This is a genomic window from Methanosarcina subterranea (genome assembly GCF_055385895.1).
Genome location: NZ_AP042426.1, coordinates 2460249 through 2478323, shown reverse-complemented (window position 1 = coordinate 2478323; position 18075 = coordinate 2460249). Strand labels below are relative to the sequence as shown.

Sequence of the window (18075 nt, the reverse complement as noted above, 5' to 3'; positions counted from 1 at the left end):
GATAATACAGGATATGGAAATCGATAGTAGAGGAAAATATTAAAAACAGAACTTCTTAAAACCGGACTCTAATTGAGTGCATGCAGGTGCATTAATCTAGATATTTCTCTTTAAACTCCGAAATCTGCTTGCTGCTTCCTGCAACTGCAATTATGTCCCCTGCATGGAGTACAATTTCTTTGCTAATAGTAGTAGAGACTAGACCTCCACGCTCAATACCTATTACTGTGCATCCGATTTTATTTTCGAGGTCCAGGTCTTCTATTGATCTTCTGTCAAAGAAAGATCCCTTCTCAATATGGTGCTTTTCAATTTCTATGCCCTCGTAAAGCATTATATCTTCATCAATCCTGCAGATTTTCCCGATGCAATTTGCACTCATTTTAGCAAGCATCTGTCCTGCAACTATGGAAAGAGACCCGACATAGTCAGCTCCTGCTTTATATATCTTATCTATTGATTTTACAGAGTTTGCCCTTGCCACAATGGTAGTTTCAGGATTCAGTCCTCTGGAAATAAGGGTTGCGAAAATAACATTAGTATCATCATTAAGGGCTACAAACACAAAGGATGCGGTCTTTACTCCTGCTGCGATCTGAACCTCCTCATCTGCTCCGTTGCCTACAAGATGTTCAAACTCTATATTCTCAAAAACTTTTTCATTAGAGTCAACAACTACAAAACGGAACAGTCCTCCAGAGAGTTCACTCACAATGCTCTTTCCAACGTCTCCATATCCAAGTACGACAAGATGCCCTTTTGACTCCATCTTGAATCTCCCCGTCTTTAAACAAATTTTGAATAAGTATTTATATAATATCACTTACAGTAAATGTTAAATCACTCACAGTAAACATTATCCGGCGATTAACTTGCTAGGTGTTTAGCGTTATCTGACTATTTATCCGATAGTTAGTTTTATTTGGAATTTATGATTTTAAACTGATGAAATTGATTATATTATGCTGGATACATGTATTGTGTTGGATACATATATTGCGCTGGATATATATTATACTGGACATATATTATGCTGGATCTGTATTATGCTGTAGCACAATCCATAGTTTCAGGCTGAGGATCAATGTGTGAGTTTTTTTAGCTTCGAAAGCTCCTCAGGAGTCCCTACAGCCAGCAGGACGGAGTTTCCCCGAATGACATCATGTTCTTCAGGATTAAAAGAGAGGTTTCCACTTTTCCAGATTCCCACTATCCTTGCGTCTGTCAGCTTCTGGCTGGAAACTTCCTTAAGGGTTTTGCCTATAAGAGGGCTCTTGAGATAGACAGGAAATTCAGTAACATGCACTCCTTTAAAGATTTCAGTTGCCCCTGTTACCCTGCTTACAAGCCTATCCATAGCCTTTCTCCCGATAAACTGCCCGAACATTGATTTAGGAGAAACGACCATGTCTGCACCAGCATATTTAAGGTATTTAGAGTTAGACAGGTCTTCAACTATGGCAATAATATTGAGGTGCTCAAACTCTCTTGCAGTCAGTACAATGTTTGCGTTTCTCTCGTCGGACTTATTGGCAATAAGAACCCGGGCTTTTTCAATACCTGCATTAATAAGGGTCTGTTTGTCACTTGGAGTCCCGAAAATGCAGGGGATGTCTCTGTAAACAAGTTCTTTGATCAGGTCTTCTTCGTCTTCGATTATTATGAACGTTATCTCCTGCTCTGCCAGTTCATCAATCAGGGTTTCTACCAGCTGGTTGTATCCACAGATAATAATGTGGTCTTTCGTGCCAGGAGGAACTTTCCTGGGCATCCTGAACTTGATCACCTTGTCCATCCAGGGAGTGATAACATAAGTTGCAAGAAAGCCTGAGATAAGAATAATTCCCATGACCTGTACCACTATGGAAAAAACCCTTCCCGGAAGCGAAGTGAAGACCACATCGCCGTATCCTACCGTCGCAACGGTAGTTGTAGCCCAATAAATAGCTGTGATAGCGTTTGCATTTTCTAATTGATTCTCAAGAACCATAATATATTTGAAAAGCAGGACATAGATAGTAAGTAAGAGAAGAGCTGTAATTTTATATGCCAGATTGAGCCTTTTGCGCATTATTTTCCTGAACATCGATTTGCGCTTCGTCTTTTTTCTTTCTGAAGAAAACATTTTCAGTGCCCTGCCTTATTTTTGCTGCCGAACTAAGTGAAAATACCTTATAATCTTTATTAATATCTCTATGTGTTCATAGAATTTAGCTTGAAGGTTACTTGAAAATTTCTTCTCACAGCCCGGAATATTACTACAAAGGAACAGGAAATCTCGAAGAGAGATAGGAAAAGTAAACAGGAGCAATAGAAAAAAGGAGTCCTGAATCAAAAAAATCAGAAAGGCCGGAGAAAGAAGTCTTAATTCCAGCTTTCCGGCAGATTTCCGACTTAATTAAGTTAATGACGTTGTTCTCATTTCGATCTATTTTCAATTTAATCTATTTTCAATTTGATCTATCTCAATTTGATCTATTCTCAATTTGATCTATTCTCAATTCGACCTGTTCAGATCCACTGTCCTATGAAAGGCCCGAATATCATGAAGAGGAATGAGAACAGGATCAGCATGGAGAAACTTGCTGTGATAGAGTTCGAGATCCTTTCCGAAACTCCTTCATTCCGCGTAAACCTGTATATGAAGGAATAGGTATAGTCCCTGAACACATGCCCACCATCAAGAGGCACCGCAGGCAGGCAGTTAAACAGGCCTACATAAAAGTTCAGCCAGCCAATCCAGAGCAGAGAGTTTGCAATCCAGAAAATCCCGACTCCGAGAGGTTCTGCCCAGCCAACCGGCTGGTAGAACTGAGCTATTGTGCCTGAAAAGCCGCGGAACCCCTCACCTGCAAATCCGTATATCGGAAGCCCGAAAAGAATGATCCATCCTACTGGCTCGGAAAGCAGGGAAGGGATCTGTTTGAGCGCTTCAAGATAAAACTTTGCCTGGGGCATCCAGATGGAAACTCCGAGAATCGGACACTCGAGAATTCCGTCATTCCCGTACATAACTCCAAGGAAGCCACTTTCACCTTCCGAGGGGTGAGGAGCCAGCTGGACGTTAAAGACAGCAGTGCCGTTTTCGGTAAGGTCACCAGTATAATTTGCAGAAGGCAGCATCTCTACCTCTATGGTCTGGTTTGCCTCGGTCCCCTCCATAAAGTCAACGAAAGTCGCAATGCTTCTTATCCTTGTATCGTTAATCCGGAGCATTGTCATTCCTGTCTCTATTCCTGCTGCTTCTGCAGGACTCCCTTCCACAACTCCTCCTACAGGCACTCCATTGAAACATTCCTCCGGAGAAGAAGGAACTGTTAAATCATAGACTGAAACGACACTATCTTTTGAGGCATGGATGCGTACAGAGTCTCCGGGTTCGACTGTCTCTAGATAGTTGAGAAGATCCATTCCTGTAGTGACGCTTGTACCATCAACCTGCGTAATTACCATGTCTTCCTGAAGCCCTGCAAGCTGAGCTGGAGAGCTTTCGTTTATGCCCACTATCATGGCATCACTGAGAGGAGCAATTGCACCGAGCACAGGCCCGAAAAAGAGCAAAAGAGCGATAAATGCAACACAGAAGTTAGCCATAACCCCGGCAGCAAGGATACGGGCTCTCTGGGTCCTTGTGGCGATTACTTCCGGTGCAGCTTTCGTTTCTTCAGGTTTAAGGACGGCTGCTTCCCCGTTCTGTATCTCTCTTAGCTTTTTTTCTTTTCTTTCCCTTTGCTCCCATTCTTCGATTTCATCAATCGACGCAGTTAGCGGCAGCTCCTTTTTTACTTCCTCTTTTTTGCCGAATAGCTGTTCGTCATCAGGTTCCGCAAAACCCCCTATAGGGACAAGGGCAAACAGGATTCCCATGGATTTGACCCTGATGCCTTCAACTCTGCACAGGATTGCATGGGAAAACTCATGCACTACAAGAGTAACTACGAGGGCGATCACTCCCCAGGTAAAGGGAATAAACTCGTTTACACCCGGGATCAGCAGGATATTCCTGGCAGAATTATATTTCCCAGGCTCTGGCACATTGTTATTCAGGAAAGAGGTATAAAGTGCAAGGTCCGAAATAGCAATAACCAGGAACATGGCAATCATGCCCGCAAACATCATAAGGATCCCAATGTTTGCAAAAATCTTCCAGTAACGTTTCGGGCGGGCAAGAATGTCCAGTAGTTTGAGACCCTTTGTTGTCCTGATCATGAGGATAGGAAGAGGCCCGAAAGTGCTTATGTTATACTTCTCCAGAATACCCTTTCTATCAAGAAAGGAGATGAGGAACCAGTACATTAAAAAAATACCAAGTGCAATGCTTGTGCCACTCAAGGAAATTCTCCGAAATAATTAAGCTGAACCAATTATAGGTTTTGGATTGTGAATATTAATCTTAATCTTGAAGATTAGTTGTCTGTTGACATTTCATTGTCTATTGACAATTGGCTGTTGATAAACTAACTGTCGATAGATCAAATATCGGTCGATTAACTGTTGATCTATTCTGTTGATCGATTATAACTGTATATAGAACATGCCTTTAATAAAGAAGTTAGCGCTAGCAACCATTGAGAGCGGTTTGCAAATCTCAAGCCACCATTTTAAGCAGTAGTCAGGGAGAGACAGCATACATTCAATTAATTAATGCTGTTAAATTCGGTTGTATATCTTATTATAAAAATGTTTTAGTCCGTCTTTACATGGCATGAGGTCCAGTTTCTTAATAATATCTTTTTTGAAAATGCCTTTCTCTAAAAAGGCACAAAATAATACATCATAATTATATAAAAATATATATGGAAATTACAGCTTTCGGTTCGCCGGAAAGGTTATCTTCAAGGTCATTTTAAAGATCATTTTGCGGATCATTTTAAAAGTTATTTTTTATGCCCAAAGGCAATAGATAATAATTACACGAATAATAATATTCGGTAAATACCCAATACATTTGTGGTTATAATAGCTTTATATGAGCTTATGAGGTGCCTGTTTCATGATCGGGATCGTATACATTACAGCCGGAAGTATGGAAAATGCATCGGAAATTGCAAGGGAGCTGGTTTCAAGAAGACTTGCGGCCTGCGTAAATATGTTTCCGATATTTTCAACCTACAGGTGGAACGAACAGGTCGAGGAGCAGAACGAAATAGCCCTGCTTGCTAAAACCGACTCTTCCCGCCTTGACGAAATTATCGAAACCGTAAGATTCCTTCACACCTACGAGCTGCCTGCCATTGAATTCTGGGAAGTTAAAGGGGAACAGGAGTATCTCGACTGGGTACATGTAAACAGTTCATGAGGGAAGTCTGAAGGATTCCAGACCTGACTAAATTTGAAGCCTGGAAAAACGGAAAGTTTGAAGCCGAAAAACGAGATTGAAGTATCTGAAACCAGCCTCTTGCCCATAAATTAGCAGGATAAGCTTGTTCACAGGATTAGCTTTATATGCTAGTTATAACTTTACCTAATTGGATCAAAAAGCGCGGGAGTAACCAAGCGGTCAACGGTGGCAGACTCAAGATCTGTTCGTGCAGACGTTCAGGGGTTCGAATCCCTTCTCCCGCACTAAACTCATTCTTAATTCTTTTTTCGTTCAATCAAGATTTCTGTTATAGTTTCTAAGTACTATTTGTTTTCTAGATGAGTTGCGGCATTGAAAAGGCGGGGCCATAAAGGAGAATTTACCGATTGGGATCTGATCTACTGGTATTTAGAGCTTTTTGGCAATATATCGAATTTTTAACAAAAATCCAGACTTTTTCATAATAGGCGAGACTAATTCCACATTAATAAAGTTTCAGAACTATTTTTCAATCAGAATATGGATGGATTGTTCCGAATTCTAGGTTCAAGAACATAATCTGAGTTTTGGAATCAGCTAACTAAATATTGCATTTAACTAAATATTGCATTTACTCATTTTACATTATCTTGATGATTCTGGCATAGCTGACGGAAAAGATGCTTGTTAAAAAATGATACCTTGATAGATAAATGAATGACAGATGAATAAGCCAGACTCTAAAATTCGTATCAATCTTTCTTGATACCCATCATGCGGGTTTTTATGAAGTAGATTCCATAATTGATTAGAAGAATTAAACCTCATTTTTAAGGGAAATACTAACTGAAATTGTATCAGAAAATGAGTTAAACTTTCATAACTCTTGTAGGTGTAAAGATGCCTGGCAATCCTAATGAGATAAAGCTTGTAAACAACGCTATGTCCAACGCTACTCGAAGAAAGATAATGAACTTTTTATCGACAGGAGACAGAAATACCGAAGAAATTGGAGGAGAAGTAGGGAAGACCATGCTTGATTTCCATCTCAAGCTTCTTCAACAGGCAAGTCTGATTGAGATCGAAGAAGGGACTGTGAAACTAAGCGAATATGGTAAGAATTTCCTTAAAGAGAAAGAAGAGAAAGGTACAGATAAAGCCACAGATCTCTCTCAGGCAAAACCAATAGAAATTACTGAAGTAAGACAACTATTGCCCTGTATAGCTGATTCCTCAAAATTCCGGGTAATTGCAAACATAGCTCCTCCCCTGGGCGGAACCCTCAAGGTTCTTGAGCCACTCTTTCCCAGAGGCAAATATTCGGACAAAATAAACGCCCTGATAATTCAAAAAGGAGAGGTTATTACAACCATTTATGGTAGTGGAAAGGTAACCATGACAATGATAAAAAGTGAAGGTGAAGCCAATGAATCTCTCCAGAACTTGAAGAATACTATCAATGAAGCCATAGCAAAAGGAGTTGTCCCAGCCCCGCGGGAAAAAGTCAGGGTCGAACCTATGGAAATTTACAAATACCTGCCTCAGACCAACTGTGGCAAGTGCGGTGAGCAGAGCTGCTATACCTTCGCTATAAAACTCATGGGAGGAGAGGTCACCCTGGACAAATGCACACCTCTCAAAGAACCTGAATATGCAACCAATTTCGAGCAACTGCAGGTCCTGTCTGCGTACATCTGAACCGGTTTTTATGAAAAATTCATTAAACCGAGATTTTTAAGACGCTAACGTAGTGTTCACTGGCATTTCCATGCCATATTTCCGAATATATTAGTGTTACTGTAAGAGATTACCTTGCAGGAATAGTTTCGACGGTGTTAAAGATGTCGGGAAACCCGAATGAAACAAAACTCGTAAACTTTGCTATGGCCAATGGCACCCGACGGAAAATTATTAACTTCCTGGCGAACGGATCTAAAAGTACCGGAGAAATAGGAGAGATAGTTGGGAAGGCAACGCTTGACTTTCATCTCAGAATCTTGCAGCAGGCAGGTCTGATTAAATTAGAAGAAGGAATTGTAAAGCTAAGCGAATATGGCAAGAATTTCCTTAAGAATAAAACCGAAAAGAGTGAGGAAAAAACTGTAGAATTTTCTCAAGCAAGACCAATAGATATTGCAAGGATCAGACAGGTTTTGCCCTGTATAGCTGATTCCTCAAGACTCAGGGTGAGTGCAAATATGACTCCACCTCTAGGTGGAATCCTGAAACTCCTTGAGCCCCTTTTCCCAAGAAGTAGTTATTCAGATAGAAAAGATAGTTTGATAATTCAAAAAGGAGAAATCATTACAACTATTTACGGTAGTGGAAAAGTCTCCGTCAGAATGGTCGAAAACGAGGACAAAGCTCAAGAAGAGCTTGAAAGACTGAAGAGTATTATCAATGAGGCTATTGCAAAAGGTGAAGCTCCAGCTCCCAGAGAAAAGGTAAAGGTTGATCTCATGGAGATCTACAAACATCTGCCCCAGACCAACTGTGGCAAATGCGGCGAACAAGGGTGCTACAGTTTTGCAATCAAGCTTATGGCCAGACAGGCTTCTCTGGAGAGGTGTACGCTTCTTAAAGAACCGGAGTATGCAATTAATCAGGAGCTTCTAGAGGTTTTGGCCGATAATATTTAAACCCGATTAATAAAACGTAACTTGTTTGGAGGAAACTTTGAAGAGCCTTACCATAGTGCTCAGCGACGGCCCTTATATTTCCGAATATGCTGAAATTGCCTGCAAACTCGCCGAGGAAGCAATTAAACGATATCAGGTGAACATATTCCTGTACCTGGACGCAGTGCATATTCCCAAAAAAGGTCAGAACCCATCTTTTTTTACCAGCGCAGGCGAACTTTTTACTGGACTCGCAGAGAAAGGAGCTGTGATCAGGGCTTGTGCCCGTTGTGCTGCCGCAAGAGGCTACCTGGCGGAAGAAGGCACTCTCAAAGGAAGTAACTGCGAAGACTACCTCCCTGGAATAAAAATTTCCAGTCTTTATGAACTCGCGGAGATGTTGAAAAAGAGTGATAGAGTAATCTCACTGTCAAGATAAGCTTCCTGAATGAGGTTTAAACGATGAAATCAGTTTTCTATCTGCTGGAAACTGCTCCATACGGCAGTGAAAAAGCCTTCGGAGCATTGAATGCAGCTGCAGTAAGCCTTAATGGAATGAGTGTAACTCTCGGCCTTTACGGAGATGGGGTTTATCTTGCAGCTGCTGACCAGGACAGCACAAATCTTAGAGTACCAAACCTTTCAGATATTCTCTACTCTTATGGAGAGTTAAGGGTACTTGTGCATGAACCCTCGCTGATCGAGAGGGGGCTTTTTGGTGAAACTCTTATAGAGACCATAGAACTTGTCGATGAAGAGGACTTTTTTAAAGAGATGGAAAACTCAGATTCCGTAATCTTATTTTAAAAAAGAGGTAATAGTGTGCAAGAAGAATATGATGTGTTCCTGCTGACAAAGCCTCCATTAAACCCTCGGTCGGAACTGTGTCTTAAACTGGCGGTTCGTTCCAGGAATGCCAGGCTTTACCTTGCAGGAGATGGAATCTATCACCTGCTTTCCGGTATACAGAAACTTCCGGGGTGCACAGTTTATGCCTGTCAGGAAGATCTTGAGGCTAGAGCTATAAGCGGCCGAGAAAAGGTTATAATTCCAGGCAACTTTTATGCTGTTTTTATAGAGGATATGATGATGGAGAACTGTAAACGTGCATACACATTTTAAACGAAGTAGCAGACAATAAGTTAACAATCGCCTGATAGGACAGTCTTTGGTCGAAAAGCTCCCACCTGAATTTATTAAGGAATTGGAGCGTGTGAGCCGGCTGCATGAATAGGCAGTCTGCGACCACGAAAAATGCAGGGAATTTAGTGAAAAACTATCCGATGTTCTGGTCAGGCTCGAAGATTTGAAGTATTTTTCTTTTCTTTTGTGGATATTTAAACCTATCCTTAAAGAAATGGTTGAATGCAGAATTAAGATTTTTGCTAGTTTGTTGCAGAGGTTGAGAATTTACTTCTTTCAAGAAGGGATAAGCTTCTTTAAGAACTTGAATATGGTTATTAAGTTCAAATTCAGATATACTTATTCTGAATTTTTTATACATCAATGATTTTATTTCAAGAAGTTTATTATAGACAAATCGAGTACTACCGAAGTGTTTTTCCATAAGGGCTTTTTGTTCCTTATTAGGGTAAATTCTGTATCGGATTCCTCTTTTCATCGGCATTATATACGTTTGGAAACTATATCAATATTAACAGGATAACTACCGGTATGATGCTGGGAAGTTGACGGCTCTCATCCCCTCCCTGTCCCATTCGGGCGAAAGCCCGATGTGCTGAGGAAGGGGGCTTCCCGCCTTATGAGATAAAACTCTCATATCAATAACACGATTCCTCTATTCAGAATTATTCATAATTTTCAAACTTTCCTCAAGGGGATTTAGAGTTTAAAACTGCCTAAGATAAGGAATTCTTAACCACCGCTGATACCTCACATACAGATTTTAACAGATGCTGCTGATGGTAACGCAAAAAGGTTTTTAGATCCTGCATTTGATAAGGAGATCTCCTTGAATTCCGAATACTCTCGAGATTCGGATACAGGAACAGGCGCAATGATAATCAATCATTATGTGCAATAATAGTTAGATAGAATCAAATACCAGGTCACAAAAAAAGAAGAAGGTTCTCTTTCTATGCACCCACAATTCAGCCAGGTCCCAGATGGCTGAAGGTTTCTTGAGAGCTATTTATGAAAATCGATACGGGGCTTACAGCGCCGGTGTAGAGGCCACAACTGTTAATCCTTACGCTGTTCTGGTCATGAAGGAAATTGGTATCGATATATCCGGCCAGCACTCCAAGACTTCTCAAGAATTACAGGATACCGTTTTTGACCTGGCGGTTACTGTCTGCGATCGGGCTAAACAGGCCTGTCCTATCTGCAGCACAAATCTGGAGCTTCCAACCAGATCTCCCAGAGCAAGGGAAGTAATTCACAGAAGTTTTGAGGACCCTGCTGCAGCTGTGGGGTCAGAGGAAGAGCGGCTCAATGTCTTCCGCCAGGTCAGAGACGAGATAAAAGACTGGATCTCCCGGACATTTGGGGAATGATGCCAGGTCTCTACTCTGTCAGTATGGCATCATTCATGTTTTTTCTGACTGCTTTTACAATGTCAATATATTGGCCAAATATCCTGTAACCACAGCTATAGAGAAGACTGTCGCCACGAAAGCTGCTAGCAATCTCTTTTTGAAGATGGCTGAAAGGAGAGTTAACTCAGGTATGCTGGCTCCTGCACCGCCGATTATCAATGCCAGAACGGCTCCCACACTCATTCCCTTCTCAATGAGTGCCAGTCCAATAGGGATCATGGTTTCTGCCCGTATATAGATGGGAATACCGATAATTGCAGCCAGAGGAATCGCCAGAGGATTGTCTGGTCCGGCAAGGCGGGTAATAATCTCAGTGGGTACGAATCCGTGAATGAATGCGCCGATACCTGCTCCAAGAAGAAGATAAGGCACTAGCTGACGGAACAGGCTGAATGCGAATACTGCAGACCTGTGTATCCTGGATTTCGCGTCTGTTGCCTGCTGACAGTCACAACTGTTTCGTATAACGGCCACTGACTTAACCTGACTTGAGAAGCCGAGCCCATCAAGCAGGAGCCCAATAATAATAGTAGCCACAAAGGTGATGGCAAAATAGATAGCTGCTATCTTCCAGCCCAGTAAAATGATAAACAGGGATATTATCACCGGGTTTAACAAGGGCGATGAAAAAAGAAATGCCATTGCTGCAGCGAAGGGTACACCTGCTCTGAGCATTCCCAGGAGAAGCGGTATAGTTGAACAGGAGCAGAAAGGAGTAAGTGCACCAAATCCTGCTCCAAGGATACTGCCTACAACTTTGTGCCGGCCCCCCATAGCTTTTTTTATAGTTGCTTCTGGCACATACTCCTGAATCAACCCCACGAGAAAGGTGATCCCTATGAATAGAACAACAAGCTCTACGGCGATTTCAACGAAGAAATTAGCCGCTACAATTAAATTATTCCAGAACATCTGATCTTCCTTCAAAATTTGCTATTTCTTTAAATCACCGAAAGCCACAGCTATTGGAAACCAGAACTACCATAATTGTTATCTTTAAAGCCTGATTATTTCAAAGAATAAACCGTTTTTGAAGTCTTAGATTTCGCCCCTCAATTCTTCATTTAATAGGGGGACTTTACTGGAAGTTCACTTATCAGTCAGCAGCTTTGCCTGGTTAAGTATTTCGATAACTGCTCCATCCGATAGGCGAAAGTAAGACCATTTTCCTTCTTTTCGTTCTTTGATCATGCCCGTATTTTTCAACACTGAGAGATGGTGAGAAACAGTCGATTGAGAGCTGGAAAGAGCAATCGTTAACTCACAGGCACAGAGTTCCCCTTCTTTCAATAATTTTACAATCTTAAGGCGATTGACATCCGCAAGGGCTTTAAAAATCCTGGCTTCCGAATGTAATGCTTCTTCGTCCAGCCCATTTACCAGAGAACTGAGCTTCTGCGTCCTTACCTCTAACTGGTCCCTATCAAAAATAAACCGTTTCAATCTTTCAGTTTCCACTTCACTCTTTCTTTTATCCACACCTGATTTACTTTCAGTTTCCATAGATTTACCCGCAGCAACTGCCCCCATTTTCTAATGGAAGCAGCCTGTCCTTACTCTGTTCTTTTGACCAGCAACCCACGCAAAGCTTTATGGCTCCCAGGTCCCTGTGATTTGCCCGGAGTAACGGGGTTTCTTCTTTTCCGCAGATTGAGCATTTTAAGGTCATTTCCGAGACCTCGTGACATAATTCTCATAAGAGCTGGCAGTACCCGTATCTATTTATATGGATATGATTATGCTCTATTTTCCTGCCAGTATATCTCGTATTCTTTCAGCACTGCTATTTTGAATTTCTCCAGTTCTCCTTCAGGAATTTCATTTATTTTTGTAAGGTTTCGAATAAGTTCTTCGAGGTCTATATTCTCTTGAGTCTTGCCTGCAGCATGATATTTTTCAAATTCCTCGTCTAATCCTGCAATCTCCATATCTTTGTTGTCAATTTTTATTTTTTTGACACTTACAATAGAAGGGCCGCAGCAACAGCAACTTTTGCCGCCCCCAACCAGTTTTCCAAGCAAATTTTTTCCAAGTTTACTCATCTAAGCATGTCTCCTTTCGAGGTATACCCCATATCAAAGAACATTGATATTTATGTTTGTCGATATGATATAAAAAGATGGCGACAATAAAAATAGAGCCTCAAAATAACCGTTAAAGATTGCCCAATAAATGCACAACCAAAACCATGGAATGCATGTTTCGAGATTGATCACCAAATCCGAAGTATCTCCTCTTCTCCAGATAATAAGCCGTAAGTTCAACTTTTGGGTTTAGGAAAGTATATATACATTTTAAATTCAATGATTGCTGATATGACTGATGAAGAAAATATGCAGCTTTTCAAAGCCCTGAGTGAAGATACAAGATACAAAATTATCAAGACGCTCCTCGAAGCCGAAAGCAAATGCAAAGAAAACAGATGTGGATGCCATAAAGGTGAACTCTGTGCCTGTGAAATTCCGGAACTTATTGGTAAGACTCAGTCCAATACTTCAATGCATCTTGCAAAGTTACAGGACTGGGGCATCGTTAAAGTAAGGAAAGAAGGAAAGATGAGGCTATATTCCATAAACAACGACAAAGTCCGGAAAGTTTTAGAAGTCCTTGAGGAATGATTTTTTTTGCCGCTGCCCTGTTGGAGTTCAGGATACTATCTGGCATAAAAAGTAAGGTATATAAATAAAAAATATTACAGGCAATTAACCTTATCAACCGTGCCCTCTTAAGGGCTCGAAGGCTTTGATTCTATTCTTTTACCCTGAAGTAATCTAAAACCTCTGGTGGTTTCAGAAAATTTTGCTAACTGGCCTTTGGAGCACCCTATATACAAATACTCCCGATGTTAAACAGAAAACAGTTTTCAATCTTTTACCGACAAAGATATATCCTATAACTAATATATCAATGTATACTGATATGATTAAGAACTGATAAGTATACTCCAAAAAGAAAATGAAACATATTAAAGAAGGATTCCAAATTGGTTGACATATTCTATCCCCTTCAATGGATTGCTGACAAACTGACCTATGGAGTTTTTGGGATTGCTCCTGATACTCACCTTGCAGCCAGCGTCAACTTTATCATTTACGATGTGATGAAAATTTTCGTCCTGCTGGGTGTAATGATTTTTGCTATCTCATACATCAGGACGTACATAACCCCTGAGAAAACAAGGAAAATCCTGGGAGGCAAGAAAGGGCTCAGATATCACCTTTTTGCATCTCTGACCGGGACAGTCACTCCTTTTTGCTCGTGCTCGTCCGTGCCGCTTTTCATAGGATTTGTGGAAGCAGGAGTGCCTCTGGGAGTCACTTTTTCTTTCCTGATCACCTCTCCCCTGGTAAATGAAGCAGCAGTAGCAGTTCTCTGGGCAACTCTCGGTATTAAAGCAACAATGGATCTATGTTGTGTCAGGAATTGCACTGGGAGTCCTTGGAGGCTATCTGATAGGTATCCTGAAGCTTGAAAAGTATGTAGAAGAATTCGTCTATAAAATAAAGGTGGGTCAGAAGGCTTCGGAGCCTGAGAAACTCAATGTCAGAGAAAGAGTAGGTATCGCCTTTGAAGGCGTAAAGGAGATAGTGGGAAAAGTATGGATCTACGTAATAATAGGAGTGAGTATAGGAGGCATTTTCCACGGATATGCCCCTGAAGGCATTCTCGAAAAATACGCAGGTGAAGACAACCTTCTTGCAGTGCCTATTGCTGTCCTCATTGGCGTGCCTCTTTACTCCAATGTTATGGGCATGATTCCGATAGTAGAAAGCCTGATCGGGAAAGGGCTCCCCATAGGGACTGCTCTGGCATTTCTGATGTCGGTTACAGCTGTTTCCCTGCCTGAAATGATCATCCTCAAGAAGGTACTGAAAAAAGAACTGATTGCGATCTTTGTTTCGATCGTCGCTGTGTCGATTATCTTTACAGGATACCTGTTTAATTTGCTGCTTTAAATCGCGTGCGAAGCAATAATAAAATCAATATAAAAGAGAATAGAGGAGATAAAATGAAAATTGAGATTCTTGGAACCGGATGTGCAAAATGTAAGAAAACAAAAGAAATCATCGAGAAAGTCCTTACTGAATCGGGTAAAAAAGCTGAAATTGCCAAAGTTGAGGATATCGAGACAATTCTCAATTACGGTGTAATGGTCACACCTGCAGCTGTTATCGATGGGGAAGTTAAGCTTGCAGGCAAGATTCCAGATGAAAAAGAAGTCCGGAAATGGATTACTCAATAAAAGAACAGGGAATAATTTACTATCCACAGGACTAAAAAATAAGAAAAATAGATTCATAAGGAGAAAATAAATATGGCAGAAAGTGTAAAATGCGGATGTAGCGCTGCAAATGTTGCAATCTTCCCATGTGTTGGGGCCTCAAATGTAGGACAGCTTTCAAATAAAATCGCAGTTGAACTCGAAAAACAAAATATTGGAAACCTGATGTGTACTGCAGGTATTGGAGCTCGAGCTCCCGGACTCATGAAGTCTGCCGAGGCTTCAGATAGGATCATTGCGATTAATGGCTGCCCGGTGAACTGTGCAAGCAAAACTCTCGAACTTGCAGGTTTCAAAGTGGATCGACATATCGTAATTTCGGAATTGGGAATAAAAAAGAATAAAGATAAAGAGCTTAAGGACAACGAAATCTCAGGAGCTCTAGAAAAAACCCTTGAGATTCTACAGTCCGAGTAATCTCGGACTCAACTGAATTTTAGGTATTTCGAGAGAGCTACATGGTTTTACGCTTAACCGCATAATTTTTAACTTAAAAATATTTAATGTTACACAAAAGATATGTATAATTATTGTTTTCCTCAAAGAGTCGTATGAAGGGAAACTTTCAAGTACGGTTCTAAGGAGAAGGGGGAGCAATCTCCCTGACTTATCCGACACGTCCACAAAAATGCCACTTATTTGCTCAATACGACAGTAGTTTCAAATGTTTATCCTGCCTTTAATAGGTAATATTGAGCAAATCGGCAAATAAATTCTACATCTGTATACATCTATGGAATATCGGATAATTATTAAAAAGGCTACTCTTCTGAATATGTATTAAGATGCAGATTGAGTAAAACTATAAGGATCAAAGAGGACATTGATAATGAAGCCTGTAAAAAGCGGACTTGATTCCATTTCCAGATATCTCCGTACTAATAAAGAAGTAGGCAGGAGGAAAATAGGACTTCTGGTAGACGGACCGAATATCCTCAGAAAAGAATTTGATGTAAATCTTGAGGAAATAAGGGACGTTCTGAAAGACTACGGAAATATCAAAATCGGACGCGTTTTCCTTAACCAATATGCCTCTGACAAGCTTGTTGAGGCTATTGAAAATCATGGACTTGAGCCCGTCATCTGTTCCAGTGATGTGGACGTGCGGCTCGCAGTAGAAGGCATGGAACTGGTTTACAACCCCAACATAGACACCCTTGCAATCGTGACCCGCGATGCGGATTTCAAACCGCTCCTGAACAAAGCAAACGAACATGGGAAAGAAACCATTATCTTCGGAGTTGAGCCCGGATTTTCCACGGCACTCAAGAACTCTGCAGATTATGTTATTCTCATGAATAAACATAGCATGAGCGGTTATGATGATGAAGTTGAAGAGAAAAAAACATAATACTTAGAATTTCAAAAGTATCGGAAACATGAATAAAGAGTCTGTGCAAAATATCTGATTTCTCTATTTAAGGATGTTCTGCTTTCCAACTATATAAAGGAAAGTTTCCTTTTGAATTCAGATCAATATATGTTAGGCACCACTGATCTCATTTAACTTTTTTATCGGACCTTTAACTCATTTATAAAAATTATTAATCTTTATGGTCCCCACCAAATTTTCGAAATATTTATATCAGCATATGCACATATATCAATTTAATGATATGATGTTAATGATATGATATAAAATCCAAGTTGTAAAATGCAAAAAAATGGCTAAAAAGAGAAGAAAAACGCCTATCAAAATTTTATTCCGGCTCCAGAAACTTAATCAACGTCTCGAAAAACCTGTTTGATATATTAAAAAATTACAGTAAATTTCCTGTAAATTAGACGAAAATAGGATTTAAGAGATTTGAAAGCATGAGAATGAAGTTCTGGCAAAGAGGTTTGAAAGCATGAAAATGAAGTTCTGGCAGCCGACTGTAAAACGGCTGTAAATGTTGCAGCAAAACAATGAAAGTCATTGAGAAGGTTGTAGACGATCTCAGCGTAAATGCCGAAATAGAAAAAGTTGAAGATATTGACAGGATCGTAAGTTACGGTGTCATGGTCACCCCAGCTGTTGTTATCAACGGGGACGTGAAACTTGTGGGTAAGATTCCGGAGGAAAATGAAGTAAGAAAATGGATATCCTGATCCTTCAAGGATCAGGATATTTATTTTTTAGATCGAGAATCTCATAAAACTTAAAAAAGGGAATGGTTTCAATGACCGAAGAAAAAAGAGATCTTGATTTTTTCAGTAAATACCTTTCAATCTGGGTTGCAGTCTGCATAATTCTTGGAACAGCGGCAGGCTATATCTTTCCAGCTTTTGCAGATTCCCTGGGCAGGCTCGAAATTGCAAACGTTTCGATCCCTGTAGCTGTCGTTCTCCTTATCATGATGTATCCTATCATGCTCAAGATTAATTTTGAAGAAATTCTGAGAGTAAAAAGCAATTCAAAGCCTCTCACACTTACAGTCATTGTAAACTGGGCGATCAAGCCTTTCACAATGGCCCTTATTGCCTGGTTCTTTATGCGCGTTGTTTTCTCATCCCTCATCCCAGTGGACCTGCAAACAGAATATATAGCAGGCATGATCCTGCTGGGTCTTGCCCCCTGTACAGCAATGGTACTGGTCTGGACCTATCTTGCTAGGGGAAACATCAACTATGCACTCATCCAGGTCTCGGTAAATGACCTTATTATCCTTGTCCTCTTTGCCCCGCTTGGAAAATTTCTTCTGGGAGTTACAACTGACTTTCCGGTACCTTTAATGACAATCTTCGTCTCTGTACTATTCTATGTAGCAATACCCCTCGGACTCGCAATGCTGACAAGATACTTTGTTATAAAGAATAAGGGTATTACCTGGTTCGAAAACACGCTGATAAAAAAGATCGAATGGATAACACCGGCAGGACTCCTAGTTACTCTGATTCTTCTTTTCGTCTTCCAGGGAGACAAAATTATCAACTATCCATTACACATCCTTTTGATAGCTATTCCTCTTATAATCCAGACCTACCTGATCTTTGCTATAGGTTATGTGGGAGCCAGAAAACTAAAGATTCCCTATCAGGAAGCAGCACCTTCGACGTTCATCGGAGCAAGTAATTTCTTTGAACTATCTGTGGCAGTAGCCCTTGTTCTTTTCGGGATGGATTCAGGAGCAGCTCTTGCTACTGTAGTGGGAGTACTTGTGGAAGTACCAGTGATGCTATCGTTAGTTAAGATCATGCAGAAAAATAAAAATAAATTTGCATGGACATGAAATATGCAGGCTGGCGTTGAAAATTAGGAAAGGGAAAATAGTATTGAGTTAACCAAGTTCAGAGTAATGCGAAATTAAAAAATTGTAATCGTACGTGAATATACGAATTGTTGGTAAAAAAATA

General features: G+C 40.6%; 22 protein-coding genes, 1 tRNA gene and 1 pseudogene. 16 read left to right on the top strand and 8 right to left on the bottom strand.

Annotated features, from left to right (window positions below):
• Window positions 1-91: 91 nt before the first annotated feature.
• The 3 genes from ACZ5A8_RS10955 to ACZ5A8_RS10945 form a co-directional block, all read right to left on the bottom strand.
• The gene (locus tag ACZ5A8_RS10955; RefSeq protein WP_229389229.1) at window positions 92-769 is read right to left on the bottom strand and encodes a potassium channel family protein; all 678 of its coding nucleotides are present in this window, start codon (window positions 767-769) and stop codon (window positions 92-94) included.
• A 312-nt stretch (window positions 770-1081) separates the two neighbouring features.
• Window positions 1082-2125, bottom strand: coding sequence for a potassium channel family protein (locus tag ACZ5A8_RS10950; protein ID WP_464533914.1), 1044 nt, complete (start codon window positions 2123-2125; stop codon window positions 1082-1084).
• 386 nt (window positions 2126-2511) lie between these two features.
• Window positions 2512-4332 carry a site-2 protease family protein gene (locus ACZ5A8_RS10945; RefSeq protein WP_464533913.1) on the bottom strand — a complete coding sequence of 607 codons (1821 nt, stop codon included), beginning with the start codon at window positions 4330-4332 and terminating at the stop codon, window positions 2512-2514.
• A gap of 661 nt (window positions 4333-4993) precedes the next feature.
• Between ACZ5A8_RS10945 and cutA the strand changes: the two genes are divergently transcribed.
• The 7 genes from cutA (at window position 4994) to ACZ5A8_RS10910 (ending at window position 9021) form a co-directional block, all read left to right on the top strand.
• Window positions 4994-5299: a divalent-cation tolerance protein CutA gene (cutA, locus tag ACZ5A8_RS10940; RefSeq protein WP_322223204.1), complete on the top strand. Its 306-nt coding sequence runs from the start codon at window positions 4994-4996 to the stop codon at window positions 5297-5299.
• Window positions 5300-5482: 183 nt separating this feature from the next.
• Window positions 5483-5565: transfer RNA gene (locus ACZ5A8_RS10935), tRNA-Leu, on the top strand.
• 616 nt (window positions 5566-6181) lie between these two features.
• The gene (locus tag ACZ5A8_RS10930) at window positions 6182-6979 is read left to right on the top strand and encodes a (Fe-S)-binding protein (RefSeq protein WP_464533911.1); all 798 of its coding nucleotides are present in this window, start codon (window positions 6182-6184) and stop codon (window positions 6977-6979) included.
• A 143-nt stretch (window positions 6980-7122) separates the two neighbouring features.
• Window positions 7123-7920 carry a (Fe-S)-binding protein gene (locus ACZ5A8_RS10925; RefSeq protein WP_464534101.1) on the top strand — a complete coding sequence of 266 codons (798 nt, stop codon included), beginning with the start codon at window positions 7123-7125 and terminating at the stop codon, window positions 7918-7920.
• Window positions 7921-7957: 37 nt separating this feature from the next.
• The gene (locus ACZ5A8_RS10920) at window positions 7958-8338 is read left to right on the top strand and encodes a DsrE/DsrF/TusD sulfur relay family protein (protein ID WP_464533910.1); all 381 of its coding nucleotides are present in this window, start codon (window positions 7958-7960) and stop codon (window positions 8336-8338) included.
• A gap of 23 nt (window positions 8339-8361) precedes the next feature.
• The gene (locus ACZ5A8_RS10915) at window positions 8362-8706 is read left to right on the top strand and encodes a DsrE family protein (protein WP_464533909.1); all 345 of its coding nucleotides are present in this window, start codon (window positions 8362-8364) and stop codon (window positions 8704-8706) included.
• Window positions 8707-8721: 15 nt separating this feature from the next.
• Window positions 8722-9021: a hypothetical protein gene (locus tag ACZ5A8_RS10910; protein WP_464533907.1), complete on the top strand. Its 300-nt coding sequence runs from the start codon at window positions 8722-8724 to the stop codon at window positions 9019-9021.
• A gap of 154 nt (window positions 9022-9175) precedes the next feature.
• Here the strand turns inward: ACZ5A8_RS10910 and ACZ5A8_RS10905 are convergent, their stop codons facing one another.
• Window positions 9176-9520 (bottom strand): helix-turn-helix domain-containing protein, encoded by a 345-nt coding sequence (locus ACZ5A8_RS10905; protein ID WP_464533906.1) that lies wholly within the window; start codon window positions 9518-9520, stop codon window positions 9176-9178.
• A 430-nt stretch (window positions 9521-9950) separates the two neighbouring features.
• On the opposite strand from ACZ5A8_RS10905, the gene ACZ5A8_RS10900 reads away from it, so the two are divergent.
• Complete coding sequence (locus ACZ5A8_RS10900) at window positions 9951-10415, top strand: arsenate reductase ArsC (protein ID WP_464534100.1); 465 nt, start codon at window positions 9951-9953, stop codon at window positions 10413-10415.
• A gap of 54 nt (window positions 10416-10469) precedes the next feature.
• Here the strand turns inward: ACZ5A8_RS10900 and ACZ5A8_RS10895 are convergent, their stop codons facing one another.
• The 4 genes from ACZ5A8_RS10895 to ACZ5A8_RS10880 form a co-directional block, all read right to left on the bottom strand.
• Window positions 10470-11369: a permease gene (locus ACZ5A8_RS10895; protein WP_464533904.1), complete on the bottom strand. Its 900-nt coding sequence runs from the start codon at window positions 11367-11369 to the stop codon at window positions 10470-10472.
• A gap of 177 nt (window positions 11370-11546) precedes the next feature.
• Complete coding sequence (locus ACZ5A8_RS10890) at window positions 11547-11960, bottom strand: ArsR/SmtB family transcription factor (protein WP_464533903.1); 414 nt, start codon at window positions 11958-11960, stop codon at window positions 11547-11549.
• A gap of 4 nt (window positions 11961-11964) precedes the next feature.
• A complete protein-coding gene (locus tag ACZ5A8_RS10885) occupies window positions 11965-12126 on the bottom strand; it encodes a hypothetical protein (RefSeq protein WP_464533902.1) in 162 nt (53 codons plus the stop codon).
• Window positions 12127-12193: 67 nt separating this feature from the next.
• The gene (locus tag ACZ5A8_RS10880) at window positions 12194-12499 is read right to left on the bottom strand and encodes a hypothetical protein (protein WP_464533900.1); all 306 of its coding nucleotides are present in this window, start codon (window positions 12497-12499) and stop codon (window positions 12194-12196) included.
• A 273-nt stretch (window positions 12500-12772) separates the two neighbouring features.
• Here ACZ5A8_RS10880 and ACZ5A8_RS10875 point away from each other — a divergent pair, with 273 nt between their 5' ends.
• The 8 genes and pseudogenes from ACZ5A8_RS10875 to arsB all read left to right on the top strand — a co-directional run bounded on the left by ACZ5A8_RS10875 (window position 12773) and on the right by arsB (window position 17951).
• Window positions 12773-13075: an ArsR/SmtB family transcription factor gene (locus ACZ5A8_RS10875; protein ID WP_322225680.1), complete on the top strand. Its 303-nt coding sequence runs from the start codon at window positions 12773-12775 to the stop codon at window positions 13073-13075.
• Between the two features lie 365 nt (window positions 13076-13440).
• A complete protein-coding gene (locus tag ACZ5A8_RS10870; protein ID WP_464533898.1) occupies window positions 13441-13929 on the top strand; it encodes a permease in 489 nt (162 codons plus the stop codon).
• Window positions 13871-14413 (top strand): permease, encoded by a 543-nt coding sequence (locus ACZ5A8_RS10865; RefSeq protein ID WP_464533897.1) that lies wholly within the window; start codon window positions 13871-13873, stop codon window positions 14411-14413. Before ACZ5A8_RS10870 ends, ACZ5A8_RS10865 begins: the two co-directional genes overlap by 59 nt.
• A gap of 53 nt (window positions 14414-14466) precedes the next feature.
• Window positions 14467-14700 carry a thioredoxin family protein gene (locus tag ACZ5A8_RS10860; protein ID WP_464533896.1) on the top strand — a complete coding sequence of 78 codons (234 nt, stop codon included), beginning with the start codon at window positions 14467-14469 and terminating at the stop codon, window positions 14698-14700.
• Between the two features lie 72 nt (window positions 14701-14772).
• Complete coding sequence (locus ACZ5A8_RS10855) at window positions 14773-15156, top strand: putative zinc-binding protein (RefSeq protein WP_322225682.1); 384 nt, start codon at window positions 14773-14775, stop codon at window positions 15154-15156.
• A 412-nt stretch (window positions 15157-15568) separates the two neighbouring features.
• Window positions 15569-16090 (top strand): TIGR00288 family NYN domain-containing protein, encoded by a 522-nt coding sequence (locus ACZ5A8_RS10850; protein WP_322225683.1) that lies wholly within the window; start codon window positions 15569-15571, stop codon window positions 16088-16090.
• Window positions 16091-16635: 545 nt separating this feature from the next.
• A pseudogene (locus ACZ5A8_RS10845) lies at window positions 16636-16830 on the top strand (thioredoxin family protein); the annotation flags it as partial.
• Between the two features lie 71 nt (window positions 16831-16901).
• Window positions 16902-17951, top strand: coding sequence for an ACR3 family arsenite efflux transporter (arsB, locus tag ACZ5A8_RS10840; RefSeq protein ID WP_464533894.1), 1050 nt, complete (start codon window positions 16902-16904; stop codon window positions 17949-17951).
• Window positions 17952-18075 lie beyond the last annotated feature (124 nt).